The organism is Alteromonas sp. 4NH20-0104, assembly GCF_057547795.1.
The window spans coordinates 86,370-105,399 of sequence record NZ_BAAJLP010000014.1; the positions used below are offsets into that span (position 1 = coordinate 86,370).

Here is a 19,030-nt window from a genome sequence, read left to right on the forward strand (position 1 = left end):
CAGTGACTGTATTACGGTGTTGTATTTTACTGTTATGGCTACCTGCCATGTTGGCAGCGGCAGCTACCTGCTCCAGTGTTTTTCCTGATCCGGCCGGCTCCTATTCCTCTTCCGGGTATATTCAGTTTCAACCACAAACATCGCTGGTCGGCAGTGACGGGCAAATCAGTTTTGCCAGCATGGTCGATAACAGCGGTGGCAGCAGCTGTGATACGGTGGCTTGTCAGCTAACAGGAAGCAACGCTGCCGGGATGGCCATATCGGCTTATCAGTATTCGCCATCGGGTACCGACCGTTATATCCAGGATAATACTTCAGCGACCCTGAGTGCCGGTGATTACCGTAATGTGACGCTGGGTAACGGCTCTAATCTTACTGCTGTATCCAGCAATAATACGTTTAAGATCAAATCACTATCAGTCAATTTTAATGCTGTGTTAACGCTGCAAAGCGGAGTGTACTGGATAGAAACGCTTAACCTTGGTCAGAATGCTCAGCTTCAGGTGGCCAGCGGCGCTAAGGTGGTTATTTACACCCGGGACTTTTCAACGAATATCAGCAATCAGGTTAATACCAATGGTAACGCGGATCAGTTACTGATGTATTCCGAAGGTAATATTACTTTTGGTCAGTACTCGCAGGTCAAAGGGTATTTTTATGCCGCTACCAGTGCCAGTTATAACACTGATGTTCAGCATACTGGCGCGGTCAATGCGCTGATTGTGATTATGCAGGATCGCGCAAAAATTACCTACGATCAGAGTGGGGTGTCGACCTTTGCCGCCGACAACCTGTGTACTCAGGCTGCTTTTCTGCCCACGGCTACCGCCCGTTGGACCATGAATGCCTGTGCCTTAACCGGCGCCAGTGGCGAAGTGGTGGATGCCATTGCCGGTGTTAACGGGCAATCTTTTGAGGACCCGAGTATTGATAGCAATGGCAAGCTCTGTCAGGCGGCTTATTTCAGAGGGGATGGCGATCACATCCGTTTACCCCACAACAGTCGCTACCAGGTCAGTGCCGGCACGGTGTCGTTTTGGATGAAAACCGATAATCTGGCATTCTTTAATAACAGTCAGGCGGGAGGCATGGCGCTGCTGTCGAAGGATAGCCTGAACAATTACAGCGGTCAGTTCAGCATCTGGGTAACCTCGGCCGGGGCGATAAAAGTCAGTCAGGAGTCTGGCTCCACTACCTATCAGATCAACTCTACGCTGGTTATTACCGAAGGGCAGTGGCACCATGTGGTTTACAGCGTGGGTGCGGCCGGCATGCAGGTTTATGTGGATAAGGTGCTGGTAGGCTCGAATAGCAGTTATACCTCAGGCTGGCAGAATAACAATCGCACCACGGTAATTGCGGCCAATGCCAATCGGCATGACGTGAATAATTCTGCCTACAGCGATATTGGTGATTATTATCAGGGTCGCATGGATGACGTGCGCCTGTACAACTCGCAGCTTTCGGAAGAGCAAGTGGCGCTCTTATTTGCTGAATCAGAAGCTAACTGCACCAGTTGTAGTTCAAACGCCACGCTGCTTTCTCACTGGAATATGGATGTGTGCAGCCTGAACGGGTCGTCAGGCGAGGTAGTTGATGTAGTAGGCGGCATTAATGGTAAGGCCGTCGATGGCGCCCAGGCCGAAAATTACGGGCGTTTTTGTCAGGCGGTCGGTTTCGATGGCTATAACGACCATATTAATATCCCTCATCATAGCAGCTACGAATTAAGCAGTGGTTCTATTTCCCTCTGGTTTAAAGTGGCCAACCTGGACCATAACCGGGATAGTAACGGCGAGTCTTATCAGGCCTTGTTTTCCAAGGATTCTGCCGGCCTTGATTATGGCGGGCAACTGACGATATATGTGAATCAGGAGGGCCGGTTCCTGTTTAAACATGAAACCCAGTCCACCACCTATAATGTGTTTTCGTTGCCGGAAGTCGAAGAGCGTGAGCGCTGGTATCACCTGGTTTACACCTGGAGTTCAGCGGGGCTCAAGGCTTACCTGGATGGCGTCTATCTTGGTGCTTATGCGGTGAATGGCCTGACGTTAGACAATAACCGCGAACCTATCATCCTTGGTGCCAGCGCCTCCAGTTCCAGCAATAATACCTCTCCCAGCAATGAGCTAACTTTTCATATGCTGGGCGACATTGATGATGTGCGAATTTACAACGGCGAGCTTTCTACCTCTGACGTGCAAGGGTTGTATACCGCCTCAGACTACACCTGTACTAACTGCACCGGTGCAGTGGCAAAGTTACATTATCAGTTTGAGGAAGCCTCGTGGGATGGTGCTGGGTCGGTCATTGATTCCTCCGCTGAAGGGAACAATGGTACGCCGATAGGTCTGGTAACGCCCGAGTTACCGGCTAATGACATTTCATGCCGGGCTTTGGATGTGCCTTACAATAACAGTTATAACCAGCTGGACGAAGTGAATTCAAATCTTGACCTGAACACTATCGGTCCGCGGGGCACGGTCTCGTTCTGGTATCGCAGCAACAGTGCCTGGATAGGCGGTGGTCAGCGCATGCTGTTTGATGCAAGTCGCGGCGGAGCCAATAATGCTAGCGTCGACAAATACTTTTTTATGTCGTTAACCAATAACGGTGAGCTGGCTTTTGGCATGGAAGATAATAACGATGGTGACATGCAGGTTAAGTCGCAATCGCTGGGTTATTCCGCTAACGAATGGGTACATATAGCGTTAAGCTGGGACGTCGCCTCTGAAGACGTTAATTTGTACGTCAATGGCAGTCGCGTTTACATGTACGGCAACTGGGCATTCAGTAGCTCTGAACTGGGCAATCTCTCGTCGGTTAAAATCGGCGATAGCTCAGCCAATTATTTTGTTTATGAAATGACGGCCAACTCGGCCAATGGTCAGATTGATGATTTCAGACTGTACGATTACGAACAGTCCAGAGAAGCCATCCGGGCAGATTTAAACAGCACGGTAGACTGCGTAAGCGTGCATCATTATGAAATCACTCACCCTGATCAAACTCTTACCTGCAGTGCGGCCACAGTTACCATTAAGGCCTGCGCCAATGTCAGTTGTTCGGAGTTAGTGACCGAGCCGGTAAGTGTGAATTTACCCAATGGTGACTGGTCGGTGTCGATGCCGGTGACTTTTTCCGGCTCAATGACAACCACTTTAGAACAGTCTGTGGCGGGCACGTTCCCGCTTTCAGTGACCGCGGCAAATACCGACTCCGCCCCGCAATCTCCAGCCGAGTGTACAACGGATTGTAATATTGATTTTGTGAACGCAGGGTTTGAGTTTTACGACACCGCAGCGCCGTACTCTTCGGTACTGCCGGATATTATTGCCGAGTCAGATCTGGGCCGCATTGGGCTGAGAGCCGTGCGCGATAATGCCGGGGTATGTCAGGCGCTACTAACCGGTAATCAGTCTGTATCTCTCAGTTATGATTGCATCGACGGTAACACCGGTTATTCACCGGATCAGTGCTCAGTGCCGTTAGCCGGCGTGCCGGTTAGTGGTTCAGGAATCGGACAGAACACGGCCAGCATCACCTTGAATTTTGATGCCAATGGTGAAACCAGTCTGAGTGGTTTCAGTTACGCGGATGCCGGTCGGGTTGCGCTGGCAGCCAGCACCACTGTCAGCGGAGTTACCATTGATTCTGGTGATGCCCTGTTTGACAGTATCCCGGCCAGTATTACCCTGGGGGCAACCGCGGCCTATCCACAAACAGCGGGCGCGGAGTTTACCCTTAGCATGTCAGCCAGAGGGGCCAGCAACGGTGTGCTGCCGGGCTATGAACCTGGTGCTATGCAAATGAGCCTGCTCAGAGTCGCCCCTACTTCGGTAAGTGCCGCTGAAGCACAATTGTTTGTTGCTGCCTCGCAATCGGTTACCAGTGCGTCAGGTCAGGCCTGGTCTGATGTCACTATTGACCCATTTAGTGGTGGTAACTGGGGCTTTACCCAGGCTTACATCAGTGAGGTGGGTTATTTTACCTGGGACGTGCAGGATGCGGACTACCTGGGCAATGTTATCAGTGCTAATCAGGTGGGACCGGGGCGCATTATCCCCGCCTATTTTGATGTGAGTGCATCCACGACTCCGCAATTTGACAACCAGTGCAACAGTCAGTTTACCTATATTGGCCAGCCTTTTGACTTCGTGACCGGCAGTGAACCTGAATTATCGGTAACGGCTTACAATGCCAAGGGCCAGGTGACCCGTAATTATTCAGCCAGCCTGTGGCAGCTTTCGCCGGGCAGCAGTGGACTCAATGCCATTAGCTTTACCGATAATTCTGCCTATACCGGCACACTGAATATCCTCAATGCAGGGGATACGCCGGTGATCAGTGACAGTGCCGATTACGACGGAGAAGGTAAAATTACCCTGCTCAATACTCAGGTCAGTTATAGCAAAATTGCCACCCCAACGCCGGGGGCGGGTAATGGTTCGCCATTTACTGCCGATGCAACGATGACCTTTGCTGCGGCTTTCTTTACTGATACTGATGGGGTGTGCTACCAAACGGCTTATCCTGGCAGCTGTGAAGCATTCAGCTTTGGCTCAATTCAGGGCACCGACCTTCGCTATGGTCGGCTGCGAATAGAGAACACCTTTGGACCGGAAACCGAAACCCTCACAGCCCCGCTGGTGACCGAGTATTACGATAGTGGTAACTGGATGATGAATGTGCAGGACAGCTGTACGTCGCTAAGTTTCTCGCAAAGCAGCGGTCAGGTGTCGCTGGCCAGCGCCTCACAGGGGAGCGATGAGCAGGATATTACCGGCTACTTACCGGCTATCAGCAGTAGTGGCGTGGTCTCCGCTGGTAAGAGCCCCGATTCAATGATTAATCTGGGCCCGGCTATGCACAATGGCGCCGCTGTACGTGGTGCAGTGAAATTAACACTGGAGCCCGCAGCAACGGGCGCAAACTGGGCGCAGTATCTCAATATTGACTGGGACGGCGACGGTGATATTGATGCCGATGATAAACCTTCCGGTGAAGCCTTTTTTGGCATTTACCGGGGCAATGACCGCACCATACACATTCGTGAAGGCTATTAGCGCAAGCCTGCTGAAGCAACCGGGTATAGGCATGAATACCTGGTGACTGGTTAAAGCGTGTATAATAGTTGAACACTCGGCAAGTCCGATGGTCGAACCGACAGGCAAATCAGGGCAATGGCTGGTTTTTTTCGGTTTAGTCAGGGAGTTTACTTGCTCAAAATAGCCCCCATTGTTAAAGTGTGCGGATAGTTGTTAAATCACGTCCAGCCGCCTTATTCCCGCACTTCACGGCGCAGTGACAGGTGCTTATTACAGGAAATACCACTTCATGTTTAAAAAACTTCGAGGCATGTTCTCTAACGATCTGTCCATCGACCTCGGAACAGCCAATACATTGATCTACGTAAAAGATCAGGGCATCGTGCTGAATGAACCCTCCGTTGTTGCTATTCGCCAGGAACGTGCCGCCGGTCCTAAAAGCGTTGCCGCTGTGGGGGCCGAGGCTAAGCGTATGCTGGGCAGAACGCCGGGTAACATTCGCGCCATCCGGCCGATGAAAGACGGTGTTATCGCCGATTTCTACGTCACCGAGAAAATGCTTCAGCACTTTATTAAGCAAGTGCACGACAATAACTTTCTGCGTCCCAGTCCTCGGGTGTTGGTTTGCGTTCCCTGTGGTTCAACCCAGGTAGAGCGTCGCGCTATTAAAGAGTCAGCTCTGGGCGCTGGTGCCCGTGAAGTGTATCTGATTGATGAACCGATGGCGGCGGCAATTGGTGCTGGTTTGCCTGTGTCTGAAGCGACCGGCTCAATGGTAGTTGATATCGGTGGTGGTACTACCGAAGTGGCGATTATTTCACTTAACGGTGTGGTGTACTCCTCGTCAGTCCGTATTGGTGGTGACAAGTTCGATGAAGCCATCATTAACTACATCCGCCGTAACTTCGGCTCACTGATTGGTGAAGCCACAGCAGAGCGTATCAAACACGAAATCGGTGCCGCTTATCCGGGTGAAGAAGTGCGCGAAATCGAAGTTCGTGGACGTAACCTGGCAGAAGGGGTACCACGCGGCTTCATTTTAAATTCTAATGAAATCCTCGAAGCACTGCAGGAGCCGCTAACCGGTATCGTTTCGGCGGTAATGGTAGCGCTGGAGCAGTCTCCACCTGAATTAGCCTCGGATATTTCAGAACGGGGTATGGTGCTCACCGGTGGTGGTGCATTACTGAAAGATCTCGACCGGCTGCTTATGGAAGAAACCGGAATTCCCGTGGTTATTGCCGACGATCCGCTCACCTGTGTGGCACGTGGAGGGGGCAAAGCCTTCGACATGATAGACATGCACGGTGGGGATTTGTTTAGCTACGAGTAAATAGGCAAGGCAACCTTCTAAGGTTGCCTTCTTGCATTATGGATACAATATTTACCCGCGGCCCCTCGCTCAATATTCGGCTGGCATTAGCCCTGGCAATGTCGGTTATGCTGATCGTGCTCGATTTTAAACTCGACGCGTTCTCAACTACGCGGGTACTGCTTAACTCTCTGGTCAGCCCGGTTCAGTATCTGGCCAATTTGCCCGGACAGCTGCTTAATGCCAGCGCCCAGCGCCTGACCTCACAACAGGCGCTCATCGAAGAAAACGAGCAACTGACTAACCGATTGCTATTACAAAACGAAAAGCTTCAGCGTTTTGAAGCGCTTGAGCAGGAAAATACAGAACTGCGGCGTTTACTGGATGCACCGGTGCGTCAGAACATGCGCAAAATGGTGGCAGAATTAATGGCGGTGGATAACACGCCATACAGCCAGCAAATTGTGATCAACAAAGGCGCAATAGACGGTGTATACCTGGGCCAGTCGATTCTGGACGAACGAGGCATTGTGGGGCAGGTGATGGAAGTCGGCACCACCAATAGCCGGGTATTGTTGATCAGTGACGTAACCCACTCCATACCGGTGCGGTCTATCCGCAATAACAGCCGGTTTATTGCCTCAGGTAGCGGCGCCATCGATGAATTGTATCTTACTCACGTAGCACACAGTGCCGATATCCGGGAAGGCGATGTCCTGGTGTCATCCGGACTGGGCGATGTGTTTCCTGAAGGGTATCCGGTAGCAGAGGTTATTCAGGTAGTACGCGATGAATCGCGCCCCTTTGCCCAGGTCACCATTGCCCCTTCGGCCAGATTAAATCGTCTCAAATACCTGTTATTGTTATGGCCACAAACATCCCCTCAACCTGACGAGCAGGAAGAGGAGGTGGCAGATGATTAAGGTACGTCATTACACCATCGCTATTACGCTGCTGATTGCCATGGTGTTCCAAATCATCCCGGTGCCGGTGCAGGTGGATTTATACCGTCCCGACTGGGTACTGATTGTGCTCTCATACTGGGTAATGGCATTACCGCACCGCGCTAATGTGGGGGTCGCTTTTACCAGTGGCCTGGCACTCGACATTCTGCTTGGTACTGCGATGGGCGTGCACAGCTTTGCGCTGAGCATCTCTATTTATGTCCTTGCGGCGAATTACCAGCGTTTGCGTAACTATTCAGTGTGGCAACAGGCCGTTATTATTGGTGTGGTGTCTGCGTTATACCATTCGTTATTATTCTGGTTGTTACGCCTGCTTACCGATGTCACCTTTCGTTTTGAAGAACTCTGGCCGGTGCTGACCTCAATGGCATTGTGGCCCTGGATTTTCTGGTTGTTACGCAAAGTCAGACGTCAGCTGAGGATCACATGAGTCAGTTGCGTTCTCTGGTACTGGCTTCCGCTTCACCGCGGCGCGCCGAACTATTAACCCAGATTGGGGTCGAATTTATTGTCAGGCCTGCGGATCTGGACGAAACCGCGCTGGCCGATGAGCAGCCCGAGGCACTGGTAACACGCCTGGCTGCAGACAAAGCGAAAGCGGCCGCAGTGAGCCATACTGATAGTGAAGGCAGTGTGCTGCTGGCATCTGACACAGTGGTGGTACTGGATAATAAAGCCTTGGGTAAACCTGCTGATTTTGCTGATGCCGCTGCCATGTTAGGCGCGTTAAGCGACCGCACGCATCAGGTGATGACCGCAGTAAGCCTGCTCGATGGGGTCAGACAAAAAACCATTTGCGTGACAACCCAGGTGCATTTTGCCCGGTTATCCAACGAACAAATAGCCCGCTACTGGGCAACCGGAGAGCCTGCCGATAAAGCCGGTGCCTATGGTATTCAGGGCATTGCCGGCCAGTTCGTAAAATCGATTGAAGGCAGTTACAGCGCCGTTGTGGGATTACCGCTGTATGAAACCGTACAACTACTGCAAGAGTTTGGAGTGATTGAATGAGTGCAGAACTACTGATTAACGTTACACCGTCGGAGTCGCGTGTTGCGCTGATTGAAAATGGTATTCTGCAGGAAGTCCATGTGGAAAGGCACACTAAGCGTGGCCTGGTGGGCAACATCTACCGTGGTAAAGTCAGCCGCGTATTGCCGGGGATGCAGGCAGCATTTGTCGACATCGGCCTGGATAAAGCGGCATTTTTGCATGCCTCAGATATTGTTATTCATAACGAAGTGGTGGGGGAAGTTTCTACCAGTCATATTGAAAAACATGACATCCGCGACCTGGTTCGCGATGGTCAGGACATAGTGGTGCAGGTGGTGAAAGATCCCATTGGCACCAAAGGCGCCCGACTGACAACGGATATCACCATCCCGTCTCGTTACCTGGTGTTTATGCCCAGCGTTACCCATGTGGGCGTATCTCAGCGCATCGAAGATGAAACCGAGCGTGAGCGGCTTAAAGAGCTGGTGGCGGAGTTTTGTGACGAGGAAGGTGGCTTTATACTGCGCACCGCTGCGGAAGGGGTTAGTCAGCCGGAATTGAAGGCTGATGCCGCTTTTTTGCGCCGGCTATGGAGTAAAATTCAACAGCGCATGAAAAAGCGCCGCTCCCATGTGCTGTACGAAGATTTACCGCTGGCCCGTCGGGTATTGCGGGATTTTGTGGGGACCGAATTGGACCGCATCAGAATTGACTCGAACCTGTCGCACCATGAGTTGGGTCAGTTTACCAAAGAATATGTACCGGAGATGCACTCCAAACTGGAGTACTACCCGGGTGATCGGCCGATTTTCGACCTCTATGATGTTGAAAATGAAATGCAGCGTGCGCTCGAACGCCGTGTGGATCTTAAATCCGGTGGCTACCTGATCATCGATCAGACTGAAGCCATGACCACTATCGATATTAATACCGGCGCTTTCGTGGGGCATCGTAATCTCGAAGAAACCATTTTTAATACTAATATTGAAGCCACACTCGCTATTGCCCGTCAGCTACGATTGCGTAATCTTGGCGGCATGATCCTGATTGATTTTATCGACATGACTAATGCCGACCATAAACGGCGGGTCCTGAACAGCCTTGAGGCTGCCACCAGTAAAGACCGTGCTAAGATCAATATTCATGGTTTTACCTCCCTGGGTCTGGTGGAAATGACCCGCAAACGCACCCGAGAAAGTCTGGAACACATACTGTGTGGTGACTGTCCGGTTTGCAAAGGGCGTGGCAGTGTCAAAACTATAGAAACTATCTGCTTTGAAATTATGCGGGAAATCGTTCGGGTTAACCGTGCTTACGATGCCGATATGTTTGTGGTTTACGCGTCTCCCACCGTTGCGGACTATTTATTGGGAGAAGAATCCCATATGTTAGCCGAACTGGAAGTATTCGTTTCGAAACAAATAAAAGTACAAACAGAAACCTTATACAACCAGGATAAGTACGATGTGGTAATGATGTGAACCGACCCCTTTCCGTTGCCGCTTACATTGTTAAAAAACTCTGGTTATTTTGCGCCATTGTACTGGTGCTGTTTGCTGTATTGCTTAGCGCACTTCGCTATACCCTGCCTTATCTGGATGAAGAAAAACAACTCATTGAAGACTACCTGAGTGCGCAATACGGCATTCAGCTTACCATCGACAGCTTGTCGGCCGCCTGGCAGGGTACCGGTCCCAGCATTGTGCTTAACGGCGTGCAATTCCAACAAAACGACTTGTCGCCGGTGGAGATCAAGCTCGAACAGGTCTATGTGGAAGTGGACTTCTGGCAGTCATTGCAACAACGGGAGCTATCCTCCAAGCGCTTTGACCTGGTAGGCCTGCATGCCCGGGTCGATACCCAGCGCATGGAAAAGGGCAACGAGGGTGACTTTCCTATCGTTGAAGCCTTACGCAGTCTGTTTCTCGATCAATTGCAGAGTTTCTCGTTATTGCATGGTGAGGTAACTCTGGTAACACCAACCGAAGAAGAAGTGGTTGAATTATCACAGCTATACTGGGTAAACCGTGATAACCGCCACCAGGGGCGCGGCGCGATTCGGGTGCAGGATATTGCGAATAACTCGGCGTCTTTCGTACTCGATTTGTATGGTGGTAAGTCGGATTTGTCCGGTACCTTGTATGTGAAGGGCGAGTCGCTGGATATCTCCCCCTGGATCAGTGCATTACTGCCAACCCGCTCGCCGGTAGAGCGCAGTCGCGGTAACTTTGAGTTCTGGGCCAGCCTCCAGGACAATAATATTGATGCCGTGCAGGTAGAGTTTGACGACAGTGATATTGCCTGGCGTCTGGCGGGCGACAACAACATTTTGCAATCACAAATCCTCGGCGGCAGTATTCAGGCTCTGCCGTCAACTGACGGCTGGTCGGTCAGGGTTGATCAGTTAATTCTGCAAGCCGATAGCAATACCCTGGTGACCGATCTGGTCGGGCGCATCAATGATGATGGGGATTTGACCATCAATACGGTTAAACCCATCTCTCTGGCGCCCATTATGGCACTGGCACCGTTGTTTACTGAAGGCAACAGCGGGCAATTGGTCAAACGCCTGAACCCTACGGCCGAATTGGCAACCTTACAGTTGCAATGGCAACAAAAGGCCTTGTCGGTAGCGGCGAAAATTTTTGATATGCACTGGAACCAGAGTGGCAAGGTGCCGGGCTTAAGTGCCATTGATGGCGAGTTCTTCTGGCATCACGACCAGGGTGTACTGGAATTGGAAGCTACCGACTCTGAACTAACCATTAATAACCTGCTGCCACAAAACCTAACCCTCGATAAGGTGCGCGGGCGCGCCTATGTGTATCCGGAAGCAGAAGGGGAGTGGGTGTTGAGCCTGCAGGACATGCAGGTAGAAAGCGAGTTGTTGAGCTTCTCGCAAGATATTAAATATCAATTTAGCAGTGGTGTGTTAAGCGCTGCTATGACAATTGACCGAATGGCACTGACCGACGTGCCGGGGTTCTTCCCCGCCGCTTACATGGGGGAGGGAACGGTTAGTTACCTGCAGCGCGCCTTTAGTGACGGCGGACTGGTGCAAAATGCCAACGTTTTGTGGTTTGGTAACCCGGCAGAATTTCCCTTTGCTGATGGACAGGGCGTATTTCAGGCCCGGGTCGATGTGACGGACGCCGGATTTACGTTCGCGCCCGACTGGCCTGCGCTGGCCAATCTCAATATGCGCCTGATGTTTGAAAATGAAGCCTTAACCATGACCAGCCCGGCAAGCCAGTTAATGGACATTGAATTAACGGATTTGTACGCCCGTATCCCTCGTTTAAGCGGATCTTCGGTACTGACTATCGACGCCAAAGTGCAGGGCTCTGGTGAGCAGGTTGCAACGCTGATGCGAAACTCAGGATTACGTGATTCGCTGGGTAAAATCCTCTCCGAGGATGTGGTCGTGGCCGGACCGGTGGCCAGCGAGGTGAAACTTGAAATCCCGCTGACTGGCAAAAATGTGAAAGCCAGCGGTATTGCCCGTCTCGACGGCAACTCTGTGAACGTGAGCAGCCTGGGGTTGGTGTTTGGTCAGGCCACTGGCGAGGTGAGCTTTTCCAATGCCAATATTACTATTAATGAACTGACCGCCAGTTTGTTTGGCCAGCCCGTGGCAGTGGAACTGGCCGGAAATCAACTGAGTGATGAGTACTTACTGGATATTGAGCTGAGCGGGAACTGGGCTGCACAGCCGTTAATCGAAACGGTCAATCCGGCCTTTGCCGACTACCTGAATGGCGATGCGCAGTGGCGAACTGATGTATCGGTATCGCTGGGTAAGGATGGCTTTCAGTATAATGCTAGTATGACCAGCGAGTTGGCTGGCGTTGAATCGCGTTTACCGGCGCCGTTTTACAAAGAAGCGATGACGGTGAAAGAGCTTATGGTGTTGGTGGATGGCGATCAGGATGCGTCAGACATTACCCTGAGCGTTGGCAATGATATTAATTTCTCCGGCGTGTTGCCCCATGATACCAAACAGTTTGCCGGCGCCCACCTGGCCCTGGGCAATAGTGATATTGTTGGGCTTGGCACAGGGTTTAGTATTTCTGCCGCCATGCCACAGGTAGATGTTGCCCAATGGTACCATGTTATAGATCTGCTGATTGGCGGGCTGTCATCTGAATCAACGCAAGCCAACAAGGCAGCGCAGAAGCCGGGATACTTCTCGGTGCCACAACGCATATTTGTGGAAGCTGAAAACCTGATTGTGGCTGGGCAGACCCTCACTGATGTCACTATATCGGCACGTCAGCAAAGTAATAACTGGTCGCTTAATGTATTGTCTTCCCAGGCCAAAGCCGAGGTGAAGCTGTTCGACGCCTGGCTGGAACAGGGCATAGAGGTTGATGCCGACTTTATTCGCTTGGCCGAATGGCAAACCGAAGAACAAGAGCAGCAACAGGTTGAATATGACTACCAGCCGAATGCGCTGCCGCCTATTCGTTTTCATTGCGACGCCTGTAATTTACTCGACAGAGACTTTGGTACTGTCGATTTGGAAGTCACCCGTACCGAAAATGGTATGCTGATTAAACGCTTTGATGCGACCAACGATTTCGGTGAGCTTCGAGCAACAGGCCGGTGGTTAACCGCCGGTGATAATACTTCGGTGACCCACTTTGAAGGCGATGTGAAAAGCCATAATATTGGTGGGATGTTGTCGGAACTTGGGGTTAACTCCGGTATAAAAGACTCAAAAGCGCAAATTGATTTTATTCTCAACTGGGATAATTCACCGTTTAACTTTGCCATGGATTCACTCAATGGTAGTGTGAAAACCGAACTTACCGACGGTTATCTCACTCAGGTAAGTGACAAAGGATCACGTATCTTTACCTTGTTCAGCCTTAACTCACTGGTAAGAAAGCTGAGTCTCGATTTTCGCGATGTATTTGCCCAGGGCTTCTTCTACGACGATATTAAGGGTAGTCTGGATATTATTGACGGGGTCGCCAATACCACCGATACGGTGATCGATGGCGGAGCCGGCGAAATAGAAATCAAGGGTTACACCGACCTGGCCAATAAGACCCTCAACTACAATGTGAGCTTTGCCCCAAATGTCACCGGTAATCTGCCCTTTCTGGTTTACTTTATGGTGAATCCGCCTACGGCGCTGGCAGCACTGGCGCTCGATCAGGTGTTGACCTCGGCCAAAGTGATCTCTAATGTGAATTATCATATTACCGGCACCATCGATAACCCGGAACTCGAAGAAGTCGGGCGCAACAGTACCGATATTGAATTGCCGGCTCAACGTCAGCCAGCGCAATCGGAAACCATCGAGAACGAGCCGGTAGAACCCGCAGAATCAAAGGAGCCTACCGATGCAGACAGTTAACCTTGCCGCCCTGCAGATGACATCCGGTCCCGATGTGGATGCAAATCTGGATTTTGTTGAAAAGCAACTGTCAGAAGCGGCATTACCTGCCCATACTGTGGTGGTACTCCCGGAGTGTTTTGCGTGCTTTGGTACCCGGGACGGCTTTTTATTAAGTATCGCCGAAACGCCCGGAAATGGCCCGATACAATCACGATTGGCGCAGATAGCAGTGCGTTTTTCATGCTACCTGATAGCCGGGACCATTCCTGCTGCCTGCGCTGATCCGCAGAAATTTACCGCATCCTGTTTTGTCTACGGGCCCGAGGGGAATGCGTTAGACTGCTATCAGAAGATACACTTGTTTGATGCGGCAGTTGCCGACAATACCAAAGCTTATAAAGAGTCTAAATATACCCAGCCCGGTGAGCGCGTAGTGGTTATTGATACGCCGCAGGGGCGGATTGGCGTAGCAGTATGTTATGATGTGCGATTCCCGGGCCTTTTTGAAGCCATGGGCGATATTGATGTGCTGGTATTACCCGCCGCATTTACCCAGGTAACCGGCGCCGCTCACTGGCATACACTACTGCGTGCCAGGGCGATAGAAAAACAATGTTTCGTGGTGGCTGCAAACCAGACCGGTACCCATGAAAATGGCCGTGAAACCTACGGACACAGCGTGATATATTCCCCCTGGGGAGACATGCTGGCAGAGCAGGAAACTGCAACCTGCATTGTTCAGCATGCCGTGTCTCTGACAGACATCAATAAATACCGACAAGCCATGCCATTGGCTCAACATAATCGTTTCAGGAGTCACTTTGATAAATCAAGTTGAAACTCATTTGCTGGCTGATTCAGGGTTAACCCGACAATCGCTGGATACCTCACTTGCTTCGATTCATTCCCATCAAACCGATTACGCCGACTTGTATTTTCAATCCAGCCAGCATGAAAGCTGGGTGATGGAAGACGGTATTATTAAAGAAGGCAGTTTTAACCTGGAACGCGGCGTTGGCGTACGCGCAGTAAGCGGCGAGAAAACCGGTTTTGCTTATTCTGATGAAATCAGTGTGGAAGCCATTAGCAAGGCCTGTACCGCGGCCCGCAGCATTGCGCCTGCCGGTGGGCAGGTCAAGGTGGGTACCTTAAGTGATGTTACCCCGGCTCCGCGATACTCAGCCGATAATCCTATTCTGGCCATGGCCGAAGCGGAAAAAATTGCCTTGCTGAAAGCCGTCGACGGTTATATTCGCAAACAGGACAGCAGCATTAATCAGGTGGTGGTATCACTGAGCGGTGTTTACGAAGAAGTACTGGTAGCAGGTAGTGATGGGACCCTGGCAACCGATATTCGTCCGCTGGTGCGGTTAAACTGTTCGGTACTGATGGAAAACGGTGATCGTCGCGAGCGTGGTAGTGCCGGCGCGGGAGGAAGACATACTTATGCCTTTTTCACCCGGCAGGAAGATGGTCGCCCTTTTTACGAGCAGATAGCTGACGATGCGCTGCATATGGCCAGAATTAACATGCAGGCGATAGCATCGCCAGCGGGTTTAATGCCAGTGGTGCTGGGTAGCGGCTGGCCCGGTGTATTGCTGCACGAGGCAGTTGGACATGGCCTTGAAGGTGACTTTAACCGTAAAGGGGCCTCTACGTTTGCCGGCCGTATGGGCCAGCAGGTGGCCTCTAAAGGCGTGACTGTGGTAGATGACGGTACGCTGGATAATCGCCGCGGATCGTTGACTGTGGATGATGAAGGAACACCGACTGCGCACAATGTGCTGATTGAAGACGGGGTTCTGACTGGCTACATGCAGGATAAAATGAATGCACGTCTGATGGGCGTGAAGCCTACCGGCAACGGCCGCCGTGAATCCTATGCACATTTGCCGATGCCACGCATGACCAATACTTACATGCTTGGCGGTCAGTATACGCCGGAAGAAATCATCAGCTCGATTGATAAAGGTATTTATGCACCAAACTTTGCCGGTGGCCAGGTGGACATTACTTCCGGAAAATTCGTGTTTTCCAGTGCTGAGGCCTATCTAATTGAAAACGGCAAAATTACCGCACCGGTAAAAGGTGCTACCCTGATTGGCAATGGTCCTGAAGTCATGCAAAAGATTTCCATGATTGGCAACGATGTAGCGCTGGATCGCGGTGTAGGTGTGTGCGGCAAGGACGGTCAGAGTGTGCCGGTTGGTGTGGGTCAGCCCACCCTGAAAATCGATGAGCTGACTGTTGGCGGGACCAGCTAATCCTGGTCCAGCATATGTTCTTTAAGATATTGAAATAACTCGCGATACGCTTTGGGTGGCGCATTTTTGCTGCGTTCCTTAGCAATCGTTCGATGAAATTGCCGAAGCTTTTGACGTTCCAGCGTCGGGTGTTCATCGAGGACGGCCTGAATGGCGTCATCGCCTTGGTCGGCAATGGCATCGCGGGTTTTTTCTAATTGATGGAAGCGTGCATTTTGCGCCTGATGCTGATGTTGCAACTTGGCCAGGGCTTCCTCAATAGGTGTTAAATCGCGACTGCGCATTAACTTACCAATAAACTGTAACTGGCGGCGAAAGCCATCTTTTTTACGGTTTATTTTGCGGGCCAGTGTGACGGCATCGGCCAGTTCATCATCCATTGGGATGGTTTTTATATGCGCGTCAGACAAATTTACGAGTTGTTCGCCGACTTGCTGGCGTAAGGCAGACAGGCGTTTAAGCTCAGATTTACTAACGAATTCATCGTGCTCGGGATAGCTGTCGTCGTTATCCCAATTCGCGTCATCATGCTGACTTGGGTCGTTCATTGGACTCTCGTTTAAAACTGATAATGTTGAATTGTAGCCATGAACAACGGACATTTATAGCGAAACTTCTATGCAGATCGAACAACAACTAGCAGAAATTCAATCGAAAGTGGCTGACACGCTTACTTTAGCGCTTAAAAAGGGCGCTACTCAGGCCGAAGCCAGCATGTCGAAGGTTGAGGGAATTGCGGTTTCCTCTCGCTTACGGGAAGTGGAAAATATCGAGTTTACCAACGATGGTGGTCTGGGGATCAGCGTTTATGTGGGTAAGCACAAGGGCAGCGCATCCACCGCCGATTTGGGTATGGAGGCGTTAGCCCTGGCAGTAGAAAAAGCCGTGGATATTGCCCGCTATACCAGTGAAGATCCTTGCACCGGACTGGCAGATGCAGAGCTGATGGCAACCGAATTCCCCGATTTGGATTTATATCATCCGGTACCACTGGATCCCCAGGACGCGATTAAGCGCGCGGTGGCGGCCGAATCGGCTGCCCTGGATTATGACCCCAGGATCACCAATTCCGACGGCGCCAGCTATAACGCGAATATAGGAATGCGGGTTTACGGCAACACGCACGGTATTAATGCTGGTTACGCCAGCAGTCGGTACAGCCTGAGTTGTATGGTGATTGCCAGCCAGGATGATGACATGCAGCGTGATTATGCCTACACCGTTAGCCGTGATGCCAGCAAGCTGGATTCGCCGGAAGCTGTAGGGCTGGAAGCGGCAGAATGCACTGTGGCTCGCTTAGGCGCGCAAAAAATTAAAACCGCAACAGTGCCGGTGCTGATCGATAAGCAACTGGCCTCCAGTTTGTTTGGCCACTATGTTGGTGCCATCAGCGGCGGTTCACTGTATCGCCGTTCGTCATTCCTGCTCGACAAACTCGGTAGTCAGGTATTTCCTGAATGGTTGAATATTGTTGAGCGTCCTCACTTAAAAGGCGCACTGGCCAGCAGTAACTTCGATCACGAAGGGGTAGCGACCCAAGACATGAATATCGTTGATAGCGGTAAATTGTCTACCTACCTCTATACCAGTTACTCTGCACGTAAACTCAACACGGTGACTAATGGCCATGCCGGTGGCATTCATAACTGGATTGTCAGTGATACCGGTCAGTCAGATGCAGAACTGCTAAGAACCATGGGTACGGGGCTTTATGTAACTGAAATGATGGGCCAGGGCGTGAACATTGTAACCGGTGATTACTCCCGCGGCGCGGCAGGTTACTGGGTCGAAAACGGGGTAATTCAGTACCCGGTGCATGAAGTAACCATAGCCGGCACTTTGCAGGAAATGTTTGCCAATATTGTTGCTATCGGTGCCGAACGTGACGTCAGAGGCAGTGTAAATACCGGCGCAGTGTTATTGGAAAAAATGAAAATTGCCGGGGCATAAACGCCCTGGTGATTGTCGGCATCTTTTACACTTTGGAATAACTGGTCTGGTCTCTTTGTGGTAATGTAATACAAAACAAGGCATTACCTTTATGGTTTGTATTTTGCATTACCCGGTCTACTCCCGCTTTTAGTGAAAAAAATTAAATAAAATGAAAATGTTAAGTCGTCTTGGTGGTCTCATTTTATGTGCTTTTACGGCAACCAGCTTTGCATCGGCTGATAACGTTGGCACGTACAACTTAATTCTCAAAAATGATCTGAGCACGTCCAGTGATATTGAAGGCCGGATCATGATTGGTGGCGATATTAATGGCGCGTCTACAGATGTTGGCAGTCGTATCCCGGCCGATCCGGTGGTTGATGCGGTCACTGTGGTGGGGGATATCAACGCGCCGAGCCTTAAATCTCATAATGGTAATGTGGTTTATGGCGGTAACGCTACCCCCGGCAATATCGACATTCAGAATCATGCGGCGGCGCTTATCAAAGAAGATCAGTTATTACTGCAAACCCGGTTTGACGAAATCTACCAAAGCGTGATTGATGACAGTGATTATTACCAGACACTGACGGCAAACGGCACCTTTAATACTTCCGATATGAACAAAAAACTGTTCGAGTCGTCCAGCACCGATGACCTGTTGGTGTTTAATATCAACGGTAATGATTTGCAGAGTGGTGGATTAGAGTTTGGATTCACCCCCAGCGTACCGATGATCATTAACGTATCCGGCGCCGGCACGCTGAATATCAACGCTAAAGCTCAGGGTAATTTTGACAAGAACTCAGTGTCCCCACTGGTGCTGTGGAATTTCTATGATTATAGCGGCCTCAACTTTAATGGCGATGGCTGGAATGGTTCAGTACTGGCGCCCTATGCGGATATCACCAGTTATACCGGCAGCCTGGATGGAGGCATTGCTGCGCTTTCTTACACCGGTGGTGTGGAAGTGCACAACAAGCTATTCACCTTTGAGCCACCCCAGGACGAACAAACCCCGGTATCAGCGCCCTCTGTTGCAGCATTATTGTTTGGTGGAGTGCTGTTAGTTATGCGCAGACACCGTAAGCAAGCGGCTGCCTGATATCTTAAAGCTCATCCGACAGGTACGGGTGAGCTGTTACTGGTACCATTCAAACCATACCGGT

12 protein-coding genes are annotated in these 19,030 nt (G+C 51.0%); 11 read left to right on the forward strand and 1 reads right to left on the reverse strand.

Annotation, left to right across the window (positions count from 1 at the left end; translation table 11 throughout):
• The first annotated feature begins 2 nt into the window (after positions 1-2).
• From AC27IB_RS11775 to tldD, 9 genes are all read left to right on the forward strand, one after another.
• Positions 3-5,066, forward strand: coding sequence for a DUF6701 domain-containing protein (locus AC27IB_RS11775; protein ID WP_487121045.1), 5,064 nt, complete (start codon positions 3-5; stop codon positions 5,064-5,066).
• 271 nt (positions 5,067-5,337) lie between these two features.
• Positions 5,338-6,381 (forward strand): rod shape-determining protein, encoded by a 1,044-nt coding sequence (locus tag AC27IB_RS11780; protein WP_073316955.1) that lies wholly within the window; start codon positions 5,338-5,340, stop codon positions 6,379-6,381.
• 38 nt (positions 6,382-6,419) lie between these two features.
• Complete coding sequence (mreC, locus tag AC27IB_RS11785) at positions 6,420-7,283, forward strand: rod shape-determining protein MreC (protein WP_296046931.1); 864 nt, start codon at positions 6,420-6,422, stop codon at positions 7,281-7,283.
• Positions 7,276-7,755, forward strand: coding sequence for a rod shape-determining protein MreD (gene mreD / locus AC27IB_RS11790; protein WP_377907574.1), 480 nt, complete (start codon positions 7,276-7,278; stop codon positions 7,753-7,755). Before mreC ends, mreD begins: the two co-directional genes overlap by 8 nt.
• Positions 7,752-8,336, forward strand: a complete 585-nt coding sequence (locus AC27IB_RS11795; RefSeq protein ID WP_487121048.1) for a Maf family protein — start codon at positions 7,752-7,754, stop codon at positions 8,334-8,336. Before mreD ends, AC27IB_RS11795 begins: the two co-directional genes overlap by 4 nt.
• Positions 8,333-9,799 carry a ribonuclease G gene (gene rng, locus AC27IB_RS11800; RefSeq protein ID WP_487121050.1) on the forward strand — a complete coding sequence of 489 codons (1,467 nt, stop codon included), beginning with the start codon at positions 8,333-8,335 and terminating at the stop codon, positions 9,797-9,799. The genes AC27IB_RS11795 and rng overlap by 4 nt, the downstream gene beginning before the upstream one ends.
• The gene (locus AC27IB_RS11805) at positions 9,796-13,683 is read left to right on the forward strand and encodes a YhdP family protein (protein ID WP_487121052.1); all 3,888 of its coding nucleotides are present in this window, start codon (positions 9,796-9,798) and stop codon (positions 13,681-13,683) included. The genes rng and AC27IB_RS11805 overlap by 4 nt, the downstream gene beginning before the upstream one ends.
• Positions 13,670-14,503, forward strand: coding sequence for a carbon-nitrogen hydrolase family protein (locus tag AC27IB_RS11810; RefSeq protein WP_487121054.1), 834 nt, complete (start codon positions 13,670-13,672; stop codon positions 14,501-14,503). Before AC27IB_RS11805 ends, AC27IB_RS11810 begins: the two co-directional genes overlap by 14 nt.
• Complete coding sequence (tldD, locus tag AC27IB_RS11815) at positions 14,487-15,929, forward strand: metalloprotease TldD (RefSeq protein WP_487121056.1); 1,443 nt, start codon at positions 14,487-14,489, stop codon at positions 15,927-15,929. Before AC27IB_RS11810 ends, tldD begins: the two co-directional genes overlap by 17 nt.
• Here tldD and yjgA read toward each other — a convergent pair.
• Positions 15,926-16,477 carry a ribosome biogenesis factor YjgA gene (gene yjgA / locus AC27IB_RS11820; protein ID WP_487121058.1) on the reverse strand — a complete coding sequence of 184 codons (552 nt, stop codon included), beginning with the start codon at positions 16,475-16,477 and terminating at the stop codon, positions 15,926-15,928. The two genes, tldD and yjgA, sit on opposite strands and share 4 nt — an antisense overlap.
• 70 nt (positions 16,478-16,547) lie before the next feature.
• Between yjgA and pmbA the strand changes: the two genes are divergently transcribed.
• Entirely contained in the window at positions 16,548-17,879 is a 1,332-nt protein-coding gene (gene pmbA / locus AC27IB_RS11825) for a metalloprotease PmbA (protein ID WP_487121060.1), read from the forward strand.
• Between the two features lie 151 nt (positions 17,880-18,030).
• A complete protein-coding gene (locus AC27IB_RS11830) occupies positions 18,031-18,966 on the forward strand; it encodes a choice-of-anchor A family protein (protein WP_487121062.1) in 936 nt (311 codons plus the stop codon).
• Positions 18,967-19,030: the final 64 nt, after the last annotated feature.

Excerpts from the sequence above, each read along its gene's own strand:
- AC27IB_RS11780 (WP_073316955.1), top strand. The coding sequence starts at position 5,338 with ATGTTTAAAAAACTTCGAGGCATGTTCTCTAACGATCTGTCCATCGAC.
- yjgA (WP_487121058.1), bottom strand. The coding sequence starts at position 16,477 with ATGAACGACCCAAGTCAGCATGATGACGCGAATTGGGATAACGACGAC.
- pmbA (WP_487121060.1), top strand. The coding sequence starts at position 16,548 with ATGCAGATCGAACAACAACTAGCAGAAATTCAATCGAAAGTGGCTGAC.
- AC27IB_RS11830 (WP_487121062.1), top strand. The coding sequence starts at position 18,031 with ATGAAAATGTTAAGTCGTCTTGGTGGTCTCATTTTATGTGCTTTTACG.
- mreC (WP_296046931.1), top strand. The coding sequence starts at position 6,420 with ATGGATACAATATTTACCCGCGGCCCCTCGCTCAATATTCGGCTGGCA.
- AC27IB_RS11795 (WP_487121048.1), top strand. The coding sequence starts at position 7,752 with ATGAGTCAGTTGCGTTCTCTGGTACTGGCTTCCGCTTCACCGCGGCGC.
- mreD (WP_377907574.1), top strand. The coding sequence starts at position 7,276 with ATGATTAAGGTACGTCATTACACCATCGCTATTACGCTGCTGATTGCC.
- rng (WP_487121050.1), top strand. The coding sequence starts at position 8,333 with ATGAGTGCAGAACTACTGATTAACGTTACACCGTCGGAGTCGCGTGTT.
- AC27IB_RS11810 (WP_487121054.1), top strand. The coding sequence starts at position 13,670 with ATGCAGACAGTTAACCTTGCCGCCCTGCAGATGACATCCGGTCCCGAT.